The following is a 13079-nucleotide window of genomic DNA, read 5'->3' as shown; positions in this document are numbered from 1 at the left end:
AAGGCACGCTATCCAGAGGATTTAGCGTGCCTTTCAGGGCTACCGGGTAGGTCTGTTATTGTTCATTTTCATCCGTATAGCGTTTGGCTTTATAGGCCGGGTGCATCAGGTTCTCCACGGAGAAGATGTCATCCAGCTCGGCTTCGGTCAGCAGGCCGCGTTCCAGCACCACTTCACGCACGCTCTTGCCGGTTTCGGCGCAGATCTTCCCGACGATGTCACCGTTATGGTGGCCAATGAACGGGTTCAGATAGGTGACGATACCGATCGAGTTGAAGACGTAGTGTTCGCAGACTTCTTTATTCGCGGTGATGCCGTTAATGCATTTTTCCAGCAGGTTGTAGCAGGCGTTGGTCAGGATGTGGATCGACTCGAACATCGCCTGGCCGATCACCGGCTCCATCACGTTCAGCTGCAGCTGGCCCGCTTCGGCCGCCATGGTAACGCAAGTGTCGTTGCCAATCACCTTGAAACACACCTGATTGACCACTTCCGGCACTACCGGGTTCACTTTGGCTGGCATGATGGACGAGCCCGCCTGCAGCTCAGGCAGGTTGATTTCGTTCAGGCCGGCGCGCGGGCCGGAGGAGAGCAGCCGCAGGTCGTTACAGATTTTGGACAGTTTCACCGCCAGGCGTTTGAGCGCGCTGTGCACCATCACGTAGGCGCCGCAGTCGGAGGTGGCCTCGATCAGGTCTTCCGCCGGCACCACCGGCAGGCCGCTGACTTCCGCCAGTTTTTGCACCGCCAGCGGCTGGTAGCCTTCCGGGGTGTTGAGCGCGGTGCCGATGGCGGTGGCACCCAGGTTCACTTCCAGCAGCAGCTCCGCGGTGCGGTGCAGGTTGCGGGTCTCTTCGTTCAGCAGCACGCTGAAGGCGTGGAACTCCTGGCCGAGGGTCATCGGCACTGCGTCTTGCAGCTGGGTGCGGCCCATTTTCAGGATGGTTTCGAACTCTTTCGCCTTGCGGTCGAAGCCTTCGCGCAGCTGGTTGATGGCGTCGATCAGTTTCTGGTTGGAGGCGTACACCGCGATGCGGAACCCGGTCGGGTAGGCGTCGTTGGTGGACTGGCATTTATTGAGGTGATCGTTCGGGTTCAGATACTGGTATTCGCCTTTTTGGTGGCCCATCAGCTCCAGGCCGATGTTCGCCAGCACTTCGTTGGTGTTCATGTTCAGCGAGGTGCCTGCGCCGCCCTGGAACACGTCCACCGGGAATTGATCCATGCATTTGCCTTTATCCAGCACCTCGTCGCAGGCCTGGATGATCACATCGGCGATTTTGCGCGGGATGGTTTTGAGTTCTTTGTTGGCCATCGCCGCGGCCTTTTTCACCATCACCATGCCGCGAACGAACTCGGGGACATCGCTGATTTTGCTGTTGCTGATGTAGAAGTTTTCAATCGCACGCAGAGTGTGAACTCCGTAGTAAGCGTCTGCGGGGACTTCACGTGTTCCTAACAGGTCTTCTTCGATACGAATGTTGTTTGACATGAGAACCTTCTCTATGTGTTGCTGCCGAATTAATAATTTGTCAGGTCAAGGCTAGTAAGGGCACAGCCTAAATTAATATTGCCGAAGGCTTGGGGCGTGAAACGATTAACCAAATCGCCCGTTGCTGCCCAGATCATATGCTGGTTGGTAAGAAATGACTGAATCCAGATCACCTTATGGTGTTTAAGGATATGCCCTTTTCCGGTTCTGTGACTTCTTTCACGTTTGTGAACTTTAGCAATAAAAACCGGCTCTCGGTTGAAATGGTGGGGTGATGCCCTCATTGTAATGGTGTCGGCCGTTTACGGCCTCTTTTTTCGCGCCGTCGCCCCGTGGCGGCCGCGCTTTACCTACCGATAGGAGAACCAGGTGCGCTGGTTACCGCTACTGCTGATATTTCTGCTGGCTTACATAGAAATATCCATCTTTATCAAAGTCGCCGCCGTGCTCGGCGTGGCTGTCACCCTGCTGCTGGTGGTGTTCAGCTCCTGCGTCGGCATTTCGCTGGTGCGCAATCAGGGCATGAAAACCTTCGTGCAGATGCAGCAAAAACTGGCGGCCGGCGAAAGCCCGGCGGCGGAAATGGTGAAAAGCGTTTCGCTGGTGCTGGCGGGCTTCCTGCTGCTGATCCCGGGCTTCTTCACCGACTTCCTCGGCCTGTTGCTGCTGCTGCCGCCGGTGCAAAAATCGTTGACGCTGAAGCTGATGCCGCATCTGTCGGTTTATCGCCCCGGCGGTTGGACGGGGGGCGACGCCGCCAATGGCAACACCTTCGACGGCGAATTCCAGCGCAAGGAGGACGAGCGCCCGGTGCTGGAACACCGCCCGGACGAGGAGCGCAAGCCTCACGATCGTTAAGCAAACGCGGCTCAGGCCGCGTTTTTCATCTCTGTCGCACCCGCGCGACCCAAAATGCGAAATTTTTTTCGCTAGCCCCCTTGAAGGGGGCTGGAACGCCCCCATCTCAAATCCCACGAGGCCGGTAATAACAACCTTCCGGTGTACAACCCTAAATCTGATAGAGACCTTCTTACAGGAGAGCGTTCAATGAGTATTCGTCCATTGCATGACCGCGTTATCGTCAAGCGCAAAGAAGTTGAATCAAAATCTGCTGGCGGCATCGTCCTGACTGGCTCCGCTGCGGGTAAATCCACTCGCGGTGAAGTGGTTGCAGTGGGTAAAGGGCGTGTGCTGGAAAGCGGCAACATCCAACCGCTGGATGTGAAAGTTGGCGATATCGTGATTTTCAACGACGGCTACGGCGTGAAAGCAGAGAAGATCGACAATGAAGAAGTGTTGATCATGTCCGAAAGCGACATTCTGGCAATTGTTGAAGCGTAATTGCGCTTTATCTTCTGAACTGAACGAGTTGAAGGGAAATACCAATGGCAGCTAAAGACGTAAAATTCGGCAATGACGCTCGCGTGAAAATGCTCCGCGGCGTGAATGTTCTCGCTGATGCAGTAAAAGTGACCCTGGGCCCGAAAGGCCGCAACGTAGTGCTGGATAAATCTTTCGGCGCACCGACCATCACCAAAGACGGCGTTTCCGTTGCGCGTGAAATCGAACTGGAAGACAAGTTCGAGAACATGGGCGCACAGATGGTGAAAGAAGTGGCCTCCAAAGCGAATGACGCGGCGGGCGACGGTACCACCACGGCAACCGTACTGGCGCAATCCATCATCACCGAAGGCCTGAAAGCGGTTGCTGCAGGCATGAACCCGATGGATCTGAAGCGCGGCATCGACAAAGCGGTTATCGCTGCGGTTGAAGAACTGAAAAAACTGTCCGTACCTTGCTCCGATTCCAAAGCTATCGCTCAGGTAGGCACCATCTCCGCCAACTCCGACGAAACCGTGGGTAAACTGATCGCGGAAGCGATGGAGAAAGTGGGCAAAGAAGGCGTTATCACCGTTGAAGAAGGCACCGGCCTGCAAGACGAGCTGGACGTGGTTGAAGGTATGCAGTTCGACCGCGGTTACCTGTCCCCATACTTCATCAACAAGCCGGAAACCGGTTCTGTTGAGCTGGAAAGCCCGTTCATCCTGCTGGCTGACAAGAAGATCTCCAACATCCGCGAAATGCTGCCGGTGCTGGAAGCCGTTGCCAAAGCAGGCAAACCGCTGCTGATCATCGCTGAAGACGTAGAAGGCGAAGCGCTGGCGACCCTGGTGGTCAACACCATGCGCGGCATCGTGAAAGTGGCTGCCGTTAAGGCGCCTGGCTTCGGCGACCGCCGTAAAGCCATGCTGCAGGACATCGCGACCCTGACTGCCGGTACCGTTATCTCTGAAGAGATCGGTCTGGAGCTGGAAAAAGCCACCCTGGAAGACCTGGGCCAGGCGAAACGCGTTGTCATCAACAAAGACACCACCATCATCATCGATGGCGTGGGCGACGAAGCGACCATCCAGGGCCGCGTTGCTCAGATCCGTCAGCAGATCGAAGAAGCGACCTCTGACTACGATCGTGAAAAACTGCAGGAGCGCGTAGCGAAACTGGCCGGCGGCGTTGCCGTTATCAAGGTTGGCGCAGCCACTGAAGTTGAAATGAAAGAGAAGAAAGCCCGCGTTGAAGACGCCCTGCACGCGACCCGCGCCGCAGTGGAAGAAGGCGTGGTGGCCGGCGGTGGCGTAGCGCTGATCCGCGTTGCAGGCAAAATCGCCGCGCTGAAAGGCGACAACGAAGACCAGAACGTGGGTATCAAAGTTGCGCTGCGCGCAATGGAAGCCCCTCTGCGTCAGATCGTGGTCAACGCCGGTGAAGAAGCTTCCGTTATCGCCAACCAGGTGAAAGCGGGCGAAGGCAGCTACGGCTACAACGCTTACTCCGAAGAATACGGCGACATGATCGCGATGGGCATCCTGGATCCAACCAAAGTGACCCGTTCTGCTCTGCAGTACGCGGCTTCCGTGGCTGGCCTGATGATCACCACCGAATGCATGGTCACCGACCTGCCGAAAGCTGACGCACCGGATATGGGCGCAGCAGGCGGCATGGGTGGCATGGGCGGCATGGGCGGCATGATGTAATCATCCCCCACACGCTTGTGTGCTGAGAACCCCGGTCAAATGGCCGGGGTTTTTTTATGCCTGCGCGCCGCCGCACTGTATTTGATGATATTTTTGCCGCCGGGGGCGATTTAGCTGGTAAACTGGTAAGTCATCAGCTGTCGCTCAAAACGTTGGCCCGCTCGCGTGGCAACGGATGCTTAAGAGATGGCATCGCTTTCTGATAAGCTTTTGCGTAATTCTCAACATCGAATGGGGAACAAGATGCGGATTAAAGCCTTACTGGGTCTCTCGGCAGCGATGCTGCTGGCGGGTTGCAGCACCACTCATGAACTGACCGCTGCGGGTCAGCAGATCAAGTTCACCGACAGCAAGCCGGCGGCGGAATGCCAACTGCTGGGGGAAGTGACCGGCACCCAGAGCAACTGGCTGTCCGGCAACGGCGGTGAAGGCAGCTCCATGCGCGGTGCGGCCAACGATCTGCGCAATAGGGCGGCGGCCATGGGCGGCAACGTGATCTACGGTGCTAACAGCCCGAGCCAGAACCTGCTCTCCAGCTTCGCACCGCTGGACAGCAAAATGGTCGGCCAGGTTTACAAGTGCCCTTAAGGCGCTGAGGCCGCAGCCGCAAAGAGATAAAAAAAGAGGAATGCCCCGGCATTCCTCTTTTCGTTACGGCATTGGGCGTGCGTCACTCCTGCATCAGGCGCAGGTCGATCGGCGTTTTGCTCGGTTCGCCGCCCACTTCGCGCGTCAGGCGCGGCACCAGATAACCGGACACCTTGCTCAGCAGCGCCTGCATGATGGCGCGCGCTTCATCGTCGCTGACCATGAAGTGCGCCGCGCCCTGCACCTTGTCCAGCACGTGGATGTAGTAGGGCAGGATACCGGCGTCGAACAGCGCGTTGCTGAGCGCCGCCAGCGTGTCGGCATCGTCGTTGACGTCGCGCAGCAGTACGCTCTGATTGAGCAGTGTGACGCCGGCCAGACGCAGCTGCGCCATGGCGCTCTGCAGATCGCGGTCGATTTCGTTGGCGTGGTTGATGTGCGTGACCATCAGCACCTGCAGGCGCGAGGCCGACAGCAGGCGGCACAGCGCCGGCGTGATGCGCGCCGGGATCACCACCGGCAAACGGGTGTGAATGCGCAGGCGTTTCAGGTGCGGGATGGCCTCCAGCTCATCGACCAGCCACTCTAGCTCGCTGTCTTTGGCCATCAGCGGATCGCCGCCGGAAAAAATGATCTCGTCCAGTTCCGGGTGTTGGCGGATATAATCCAGTGCCTGCCGCCAGTTGTTCTTATTGCCCTGATTATCCTGATAGGGGAAGTGGCGGCGGAAGCAGTAACGGCAGTTGACCGCACAGCCGCCCTTGACCAGCAGCAGTGCGCGATTGCGGTATTTGTGCAGCAAGCCCGGCACCACGCTGCGCTGCTCATCGAGCGGATCGGTGGTGAACCCTGGGGCGTTGATGAACTCCTCTCTGGCGGTCAGCACCTGGCGCAGCAGCGGGTCGTTGGCATCCCCGGGGCGCATGCGTGCGGCGAAGGCGCGCGGCACGCGCAGGGCGAACAGCCGGCGGGCATCGCGCCCCTGCGGCAGTTCCGGGTGCGTATTCAGTGACAAAAGCTGCAGTAATTCATCAGGATCGGTAATAACATCGGCGAGTTGATGCAACCAATCTTCTCTATGTGCCGTACTTTGGGTTATAATGTGTGCCATTTTTTTGGCTAAGCTACCAGTTCAAATATTCAGAGGGCCATCATGGCGACTTATTCTAGCAACGATTTCCGTCCGGGTCTTAAAATCATGTTCGAGGGCGAACCTTACGCCGTCGAAGCCAGCGAGTTCGTGAAACCAGGTAAAGGCCAGGCGTTTGCACGCGTGAAAATGCGTCGTCTGCTGACCGGCACCCGCGTGGAAAAAACCTTCAAGTCTACCGATTCTTGCGAAGGCGCAGACGTGATGGACACCAACATGAACTACCTGTACAGCGACGGTGAGTTCTACCACTTCATGCACCCTGAGTCTTTCGAACAGCATCAGGTTGACGGTAAAACCGTCGGCGACGCGGCCAAATGGCTGCAGGATAACGCAGAGTGCATCATCACCCTGTGGGATGGCCGTCCAATCGCCGTTCAGCCGCCGAACTTCATCGAAGCGGAAATCACCGATACCGATCCTGGCCTGAAAGGCGATACCGCAGGGACTGGCGGCAAGCCGGCTACCCTGAGCACCGGCGCCGTGGTAAAAGTGCCGTTGTTCGTCCAGATCGGCGAAGTGATCAAGGTTGACACTCGCTCTGGCGAATACGTCTCTCGCGTTAAGTAAGTTTCAAAGCAGAGGAACCCCCGCGGTTCCTCTGTTTTATCCCATCCCCGTTCGTTGGCAGAAAATCCGCATGTTCAAGAAAACGTTGTTGGCCGTGCTCTCCCTGTTGTTCCTTTTCTCCCTTAGCGGTTGCAATACGTTTCGCGGTTTCGGCGAAGACGTTCAGCATCTCGGCGGCGCCATCTCTCGCACGGCCAGCTGATTCCGCCCTTTAACCCGATGTATTTGCGCCACAAAGCCGGTGGCGATCCCACTCCCCGCGCCAATTTTGACTAAGCTTAGAAAGCCGTACTTTTTCATCAACGACAAATAAGGACTTTCTTATGCTGAAGAAAAGTATTATCGCGATCTTCTCTTTGATGATTTTGACCTCGTTGACTGCCTGTAACACCACCCGCGGTGTGGGTGAGGACATTCAGGCCGGCGGCAAGGCCATTCAGCGCAGCGCGGAATAATCCGTTCTCCACCCGGCGGCGTTCCGCACGCGGAGGGCCGCCGCATTTCCTCCTCTTGCCTGAGCGTTAACGCTGCTGCTATCCTGCCGCAGTGCGGGTGAGGTTACCCGCCGTTTATCACCCCGCTGAACGGGACGACCCGTTTACGCGTCATTATATCGGGGACGACCCCAGTGGTAGGAGGCCGTCTCATGGCCTGGATTATTCTGCTTATCGCCGGTTTGCTCGAAGTGGTTTGGGCTATCGGTCTGAAATACACCCACGGTTTTACCCGGCTGACGCCGAGCATCATCACCATCGCCGCGATGGTGGTCAGCATGTTGCTGTTGGCCAACGCCATGAAAACGCTGCCCGCCGGCACCGCCTATGCGGTGTGGACCGGCATCGGCGCGGTGGGCGCGGCCATCATGGGCATGGTGCTGTTGGGGGAATCGACCAATATCGCGCGTATCATCAGCCTGTGCCTGATCGTGGTCGGCATCCTCGGGCTGAAGTTCAGCAGTCACTGATCGGCGGGTTGCTGCACCCAGATCAGCGCATCGGTGGCGAAACCGTAGCCTTTGGCCGTCTGCAATAAGCTGTCGCGTACGCCGGCGTCAAGCGTCGGAGTGCGCGACAGGATCCATAGATAGTCGCGGTTAGGGCCGCAAACCAGCGCGTAGCGGTAGTCCGGGTCCAGGGCAATCACATTATAGCCGCCGTAGAAGGGGCCGAAGAACGACACTTTCAGCGCCGCGACCTGCGGTGAGCCGATAAAGTAGGCTTTGCCTTCGCTTTCTTGCCATTGCTGTTTCTGCGGATTGAAGCCGCGATTGATGACTTTCAGCCCGCCGTCGGCGCGTGGGCTGTAGTGGGCGGTCACCTGCTGCAAACCGCGTTCAAAACGATGATCCAGACGCGCGATTTCGTACCAGGTGCCGAGATAGCGCTGGCTGTCGAAATTGTTCACGACCTTGATGTCTTTGGGCGGGGAGACGCTGCAGGCGACGGAGAGCAGGGCGGAAAGCATGACGCTAAGCTTTGACCATAAACGCATCGGTGACTCCTGTTTACCGGGGGCGAGTAGACAGTGTAGCCGATGAGCAAAGGGCGGCCAACGGGCGTTGGCCGCCTGAGCGGTTTACAGGGTGACGACGCCGATAACGGTGACCACGCTGAGGATCGCCGCCAGACCGTAGAACACCCATTTGCCGGCCGGTACGTGGATCTTCAGATCGTGCATCGCATGGTGGATGCGGTGCAGGCCGCACCACAGCGGCAGAATGATCATCAGCAGCAGGAACAGGCGGCCGATCAGGCTCTGGCAGAACGCCAGCACGCGCTCGTAACCCAGTGCTTCACCGGGGAACAGCCCCAATGGCAGCAGAATGCCGACCAGCAGCACGATGGCCGGCGCGACGATCGCGCCCCACATGCCGCCGGCGCCGAACAATCCCCAGAAAACCGGCTCGTCGGAGCGTTTAGGTGCTTGATTTATCATGTTTCCTCCGGATTAGATCAGGGCCACGGCCAGGATGACCACGCTGACGACGATCGTGACGGCCCACAGCCCTTTCACGATGGGGCCCGGTCCCATTTTCTCGCTGTTGACCACGATATTGGCGGCCTTCGGCGCCAAATCGAACCAGGTTTTGGTGTGCAGCGCCGCCGCCAGCAGGGCGACGACGTTGATCAACAGCACCAACGGGTTCTGCAAGAAGCCGACGAAGCCGGCCCAGCTCTCGGCGCCGCCCTTCAGCGCGAACACGCCGTAGAGCAGCACGATGCTGAACCAGACCGCCAGCACCGAGGTGCCTTCGCGCAGCATGTAGAAACGGTAGAAGCCGAGTTTTTGCCACCAGGTGGGCGTCATGGTGCGCACATAGGGCTTACGTTGAGTTGTCATGGCAATTTTCTCCCTTATTGCGGCTTCAGCATGGCGATCATGAAGTCTTTGGCGCTCTCCACCTTGCCCTGCTGGATGGCGGCGGCGGGATCGACGTGTTTCGGACAGACTTCGGAGCAATAGCCGACGAAGGTGCAGCTCCAGACACCGTTTTGGCCGTTAAGCTGCGGCATGCGCTGTTTCTTGCCGTGGTCGCGGTTGTCCAGGTTGTAGCGGTGCGCCAGCGTGATCGCCGCCGGGCCGATAAACTCAGGGTTGAGGCCGAACTGCGGGCAGGCGGCGTAGCACAGGCCGCAGTTGATGCAGCCGGAGAACTGGTGGTACTTGGCCATCTGCGCCGGGGTCTGCACGTTCGGGCCGTCCTCCGGTTTGCGATCGTTGCCGATGATGTACGGCTTGATCGCCTCCAGGCTTTCGATGAAGTGGGTCATGTCCACCACCAGATCGCGCTCGATCGGGAAGTTGCCCAGCGCTTCGACCTTCATGCCGCCGACGTAATCGCGCAGGAAGGTTTTGCACGCCAGCTTCGGCACGCGGTTGACCATCATGCCGCAGGAGCCGCAGATCGCCATGCGGCAGGACCAGCGGTAGGAGAGATCCGGCGCCAGGTTGTCCTTGATGTAGCCCAGGGCGTCGAGCAGCGAGGTCTGTTCGTCGTAAGGCACGGCGTAGGTGACGAAATGCGGCTCGGCGTCGCTTTCCGGGTTATAGCGCATGACTTCGATCTTCAGGGTTTGCATCTCAGCCATTTGCCTGCTCCTTATTCTTTTTCTCCTGCGCTTCGGCTTCTGCGCCGTAGACGCGTTTGGCCGGCGGCAGCTTGGTGATTTTCACGTCGCTGTATTCGAGGCGTGGCGCACCCTGCGGGTTATGGAACGCCAGCGTATGTTTGAGGAAGTTGACGTCGTCACGCTCGGTGCAGCCTTCGTCCAGGCGCTGGTGAGCGCCGCGCGACTCTTTGCGGTTAAACGCGGAGTGCGCCATGCATTCGGCGACGTCCAGGCCGTAGCCCAGTTCGATGGTGTACAGCAGATCGGTGTTGAACACGCTGGAGTTGTCGGTGATGTTGACGCGCTTGAAGCGCTCTTTCAGCTCCGCCAACTTATCGATGGTTTTTTGCATCAGCTCCGGCGTGCGGTAGATGCCGCAGCCTTCTTCCATCGACAGCCCCATTTCGTCGCGGATCTTCGCCCAGTTTTCATTGCCTTCCTGCTTCATCAGGTTGCTCAGACGGGTTTCGACGTCGCGGGTTTGCGCATCCAGCGCGCTGCCGTTGGCCGGCGCGGTTTCCAGCGCGCGGCGGGCCGCTTGCTCACCGGCGACGCGGCCGAACACCACCAGTTCTGCCAGCGAGTTGGAGCCAAGACGGTTGGCGCCGTGCAGGCCGACGGAGGAGCATTCGCCGACCGCGAACAGCCCCTTGATGCGGGTTTCGCAGTTCTGGTCGGTTTCAATGCCGCCCATGGTGTAGTGCGCGGTAGGGCGCACCGGGATCGGATCTTTCACCGGATCGACGCCGACGTAGGCCTTGGCCAATTCGCAGATGAACGGCAGCCGCTCCAGCAGCTTTTTCTCGCCCAGGTGGCGCAGATCGAGGTAGACCACGTCGCCGCGCGGGGTGGCGATGGTGCGGCCGGCGCGCCATTCGTGCCAGAAGGCCTGGGACACTTTGTCGCGCGGGCCCAGCTCCATGTATTTGTTCTTCGGTTCGCCCAGCGGGGTTTCCGGGCCCATGCCGTAATCTTGCAGATAGCGGTAGCCGTCCTTGTTTACCAGGATGCCGCCTTCGCCGCGGCAGCCCTCGGTCATCAGGATGCCGGAACCGGGCAGGCCGGTCGGGTGATACTGCACGAACTCCATGTCGCGCAGCGGCACGCCGTGGTGGAACGCCATACCCATGCCGTCGCCGGTAACGATGCCGCCGTTGGTGTTGTAGCGGTAGACGCGCCCGGCGCCGCCGGTGGCCATCACCACCGCGTTGGCGCGGATCTGCACGCGGGTGCCTTCCATCATGTTGAGCGCCACCAGGCCGCGCGCCTGGCCGTCATCCACCAGGATATCCAGCACGAAGTGCTCGTCGAAGCGTTGGATCTGCGGGTATTTCAGCGAGGTCTGGAACAGGGTGTGCAGCATGTGGAAGCCGGTCTTGTCGGCGGCGAACCAGGTGCGTTCGATCTTCATGCCGCCGAAGCGCCGAACGTTGACTGAACCATCCGGTTTGCGGCTCCACGGGCAGCCCCATTGCTCAAGCTGGGTCATCTCGCGCGGGCACTGATGCACGAAGTGATCGACCACGTCCTGCTCGCACAGCCAGTCGCCGCCGGCGACGGTGTCGTTGAAGTGGTAGTCGAAGGTATCGTGATCCTGGGTGACGGCGGCGGAGCCCCCCTCGGCGGCGACCGTGTGGCTGCGCATCGGGTAGACCTTAGAGATCAGCGCGATTTTTAGTTGGGGATTGGCTTCCGCTGCGGCTATTGCTGCACGTAAACCAGCGCCCCCGGCCCCAATAATGGCAAGATCGGCGTTAAAGGTTTGCACTGCATTCCTCCAATGTTCTTGTTAAGAACGGCAAGTTAAATATCTATGCTTAAAATTTAGCGAACTCTTCGGGTGCTAACTAATTGAACCGATTAATGTTGCTTAAAGGTTAAGGATAGATATCTCCCACCAATAATGGGGAATTAACTATACCTAAAGTTAAGTAGTCGAAATTTGATGTGATCGATTGTTTTGTCGATTAACGCTAGCCCAACAGGCTTGTCTGTTTTTTTGCGCGTTCGGCCTGCTTTACCCTTTTTAACGCGCTTTTGCCGCCCATTTATCGGAAATTGGCGTTATGGCCGGTTGTACATCGTGAAGAATTTGTTTGGCTGCAAGGATGCGAGTAGACTGCATCCCCTGTTTGATTTCGGAGTTAATTACCATGAGCGAAACGGCAAGCTGGCAGCCTAGTGCACCCATCGCCAATTTGTTGAAACGCGCAGCGATTCTGGCTGAGATCCGGCGTTTCTTCGCCGATCGTGGCGTGCTGGAAGTTGAGACGCCCACCATGAGCCAGGCGACGGTCACCGACGTTCACCTGTTCCCGTTCGAGACGCGTTTCGTCGGGCCGGGGGCGGCAGAGGGCCTGACGCTATACATGATGACCAGCCCGGAATATCACATGAAGCGCCTGCTGGCGGCGGGCAGCGGCCCGATCTACCAAATGGGGCGCAGCTTCCGCAATGAAGAAGCCGGGCGGCATCACAACCCGGAATTCACCATGCTGGAGTGGTACCGTCCGCACTACGACATGTACCGCCTGATGAACGAAGTGGACGATCTGCTGCAACAGGTGCTGGACTGCGAGAGCGCGGAGACCCTGTCTTATCAGCAGGCGTTCCTGCGCCATCTGGACATCGATCCGCTGTCGGCGGAGAAGGCGCAGCTGCGCGAAGCGGCGGCCAAACTCGACTTGAGCAACATCGCCGATACCGAAGAAGATCGCGATACGCTGCTGCAGCTGCTGTTCACCGTGGGCGTGGAGCCGCATATCGGCCGTGAAAAGCCGGCGTTCGTTTACCACTTCCCGGCAAGCCAGGCGGCGTTGGCGGAGATCAGCACCGAGGATCACCGCGTGGCGGAGCGTTTCGAGGTGTACTTCAAGGGCATTGAGCTGGCGAACGGTTTCCGCGAGCTGACCGACGGTCGTGAACAGCAGCAGCGCTTCGAGCAGGACAATCGCAAACGCGCGGAGCGCGGCCTGCCGCAGCAGCCGATCGACTACAACCTGCTGGCGGCGTTGCAGCACGGCATGCCGGAATGTTCCGGCGTGGCGCTGGGCGTGGATCGCCTGGTGATGCTGGCGCTGGGCGCCGAGAGCCTGAGCGACGTGTTGGCCTTCCCGGTCGGGATCGCCTGACGTTTC

16 protein-coding genes are annotated in these 13079 nt (G+C 58.8%); 9 read left to right on the top strand and 7 right to left on the bottom strand.

Annotation, left to right across the window (positions count from 1 at the left end):
- Positions 1-55: 55 nt before the first annotated feature.
- Complete coding sequence (gene aspA / locus ACYF6X_RS18700) at positions 56-1492, bottom strand: aspartate ammonia-lyase (protein WP_004929659.1); 1437 nt, start codon at positions 1490-1492, stop codon at positions 56-58.
- A 369-nt stretch (positions 1493-1861) separates the two neighbouring features.
- Between aspA and ACYF6X_RS18695 the strand changes: the two genes are divergently transcribed.
- The 4 genes from ACYF6X_RS18695 to ACYF6X_RS18680 all read left to right on the top strand — a co-directional run bounded on the left by ACYF6X_RS18695 (position 1862) and on the right by ACYF6X_RS18680 (position 5112).
- The gene (locus ACYF6X_RS18695; RefSeq protein ID WP_063991641.1) at positions 1862-2350 is read left to right on the top strand and encodes an FxsA family protein; all 489 of its coding nucleotides are present in this window, start codon (positions 1862-1864) and stop codon (positions 2348-2350) included.
- A 189-nt stretch (positions 2351-2539) separates the two neighbouring features.
- A complete protein-coding gene (locus tag ACYF6X_RS18690) occupies positions 2540-2833 on the top strand; it encodes a co-chaperone GroES (protein WP_004952634.1) in 294 nt (97 codons plus the stop codon).
- Positions 2834-2877: 44 nt separating this feature from the next.
- Positions 2878-4524, top strand: coding sequence for a chaperonin GroEL (groL, locus tag ACYF6X_RS18685; RefSeq protein WP_063991640.1), 1647 nt, complete (start codon positions 2878-2880; stop codon positions 4522-4524).
- Between the two features lie 243 nt (positions 4525-4767).
- The gene (locus ACYF6X_RS18680; protein ID WP_130017344.1) at positions 4768-5112 is read left to right on the top strand and encodes a DUF4156 domain-containing protein; all 345 of its coding nucleotides are present in this window, start codon (positions 4768-4770) and stop codon (positions 5110-5112) included.
- Positions 5113-5194: 82 nt separating this feature from the next.
- On the opposite strand, the gene epmB is transcribed toward ACYF6X_RS18680, so the two are convergent.
- Positions 5195-6223: an EF-P beta-lysylation protein EpmB gene (gene epmB / locus ACYF6X_RS18675; RefSeq protein WP_107226622.1), complete on the bottom strand. Its 1029-nt coding sequence runs from the start codon at positions 6221-6223 to the stop codon at positions 5195-5197.
- 42 nt (positions 6224-6265) lie between these two features.
- Here epmB and efp point away from each other — a divergent pair, with 42 nt between their 5' ends.
- The 4 genes from efp (at position 6266) to sugE (ending at position 7796) form a co-directional block, all read left to right on the top strand.
- Positions 6266-6832 (top strand): elongation factor P, encoded by a 567-nt coding sequence (efp, locus tag ACYF6X_RS18670; protein ID WP_004929666.1) that lies wholly within the window; start codon positions 6266-6268, stop codon positions 6830-6832.
- Positions 6833-6902: 70 nt separating this feature from the next.
- Positions 6903-7034, top strand: a complete 132-nt coding sequence (locus tag ACYF6X_RS18665; RefSeq protein ID WP_019453400.1) for an entericidin A/B family lipoprotein — start codon at positions 6903-6905, stop codon at positions 7032-7034.
- 121 nt (positions 7035-7155) lie between these two features.
- Positions 7156-7287, top strand: a complete 132-nt coding sequence (locus tag ACYF6X_RS18660) for an entericidin A/B family lipoprotein (RefSeq protein ID WP_033636766.1) — start codon at positions 7156-7158, stop codon at positions 7285-7287.
- 191 nt (positions 7288-7478) lie between these two features.
- Entirely contained in the window at positions 7479-7796 is a 318-nt protein-coding gene (gene sugE / locus ACYF6X_RS18655; RefSeq protein WP_004929669.1) for a quaternary ammonium compound efflux SMR transporter SugE, read from the top strand.
- Here the strand turns inward: sugE and blc are convergent.
- The 5 genes from blc to frdA all read right to left on the bottom strand — a co-directional run bounded on the left by blc (position 7790) and on the right by frdA (position 11710).
- Entirely contained in the window at positions 7790-8323 is a 534-nt protein-coding gene (gene blc, locus ACYF6X_RS18650; protein WP_130017345.1) for an outer membrane lipoprotein Blc, read from the bottom strand. The two genes, sugE and blc, sit on opposite strands and share 7 nt — an antisense overlap.
- Before the next feature lie 84 nt (positions 8324-8407).
- Positions 8408-8767 carry a fumarate reductase subunit FrdD gene (gene frdD, locus ACYF6X_RS18645; protein ID WP_004929672.1) on the bottom strand — a complete coding sequence of 120 codons (360 nt, stop codon included), beginning with the start codon at positions 8765-8767 and terminating at the stop codon, positions 8408-8410.
- A gap of 12 nt (positions 8768-8779) precedes the next feature.
- Positions 8780-9172 carry a fumarate reductase subunit FrdC gene (gene frdC / locus ACYF6X_RS18640; protein WP_004929673.1) on the bottom strand — a complete coding sequence of 131 codons (393 nt, stop codon included), beginning with the start codon at positions 9170-9172 and terminating at the stop codon, positions 8780-8782.
- 14 nt (positions 9173-9186) lie between these two features.
- Positions 9187-9921 (bottom strand): succinate dehydrogenase/fumarate reductase iron-sulfur subunit, encoded by a 735-nt coding sequence (locus ACYF6X_RS18635; protein ID WP_033648713.1) that lies wholly within the window; start codon positions 9919-9921, stop codon positions 9187-9189.
- Positions 9914-11710 carry a fumarate reductase (quinol) flavoprotein subunit gene (gene frdA, locus ACYF6X_RS18630; protein ID WP_063991637.1) on the bottom strand — a complete coding sequence of 599 codons (1797 nt, stop codon included), beginning with the start codon at positions 11708-11710 and terminating at the stop codon, positions 9914-9916. The genes ACYF6X_RS18635 and frdA overlap by 8 nt, the downstream gene beginning before the upstream one ends.
- Positions 11711-12095: 385 nt before the next feature.
- Here frdA and epmA point away from each other — a divergent pair, with 385 nt between their 5' ends.
- Positions 12096-13073: an elongation factor P--(R)-beta-lysine ligase gene (gene epmA, locus ACYF6X_RS18625; RefSeq protein WP_004929681.1), complete on the top strand. Its 978-nt coding sequence runs from the start codon at positions 12096-12098 to the stop codon at positions 13071-13073.
- The last annotated feature ends 6 nt before the right edge of the window (positions 13074-13079 follow it).

It is taken from the genome of Serratia sp. ID 25-353 (genome assembly GCF_054792795.1).
This window is presented reverse-complemented; position numbering and strand designations above follow the sequence as displayed.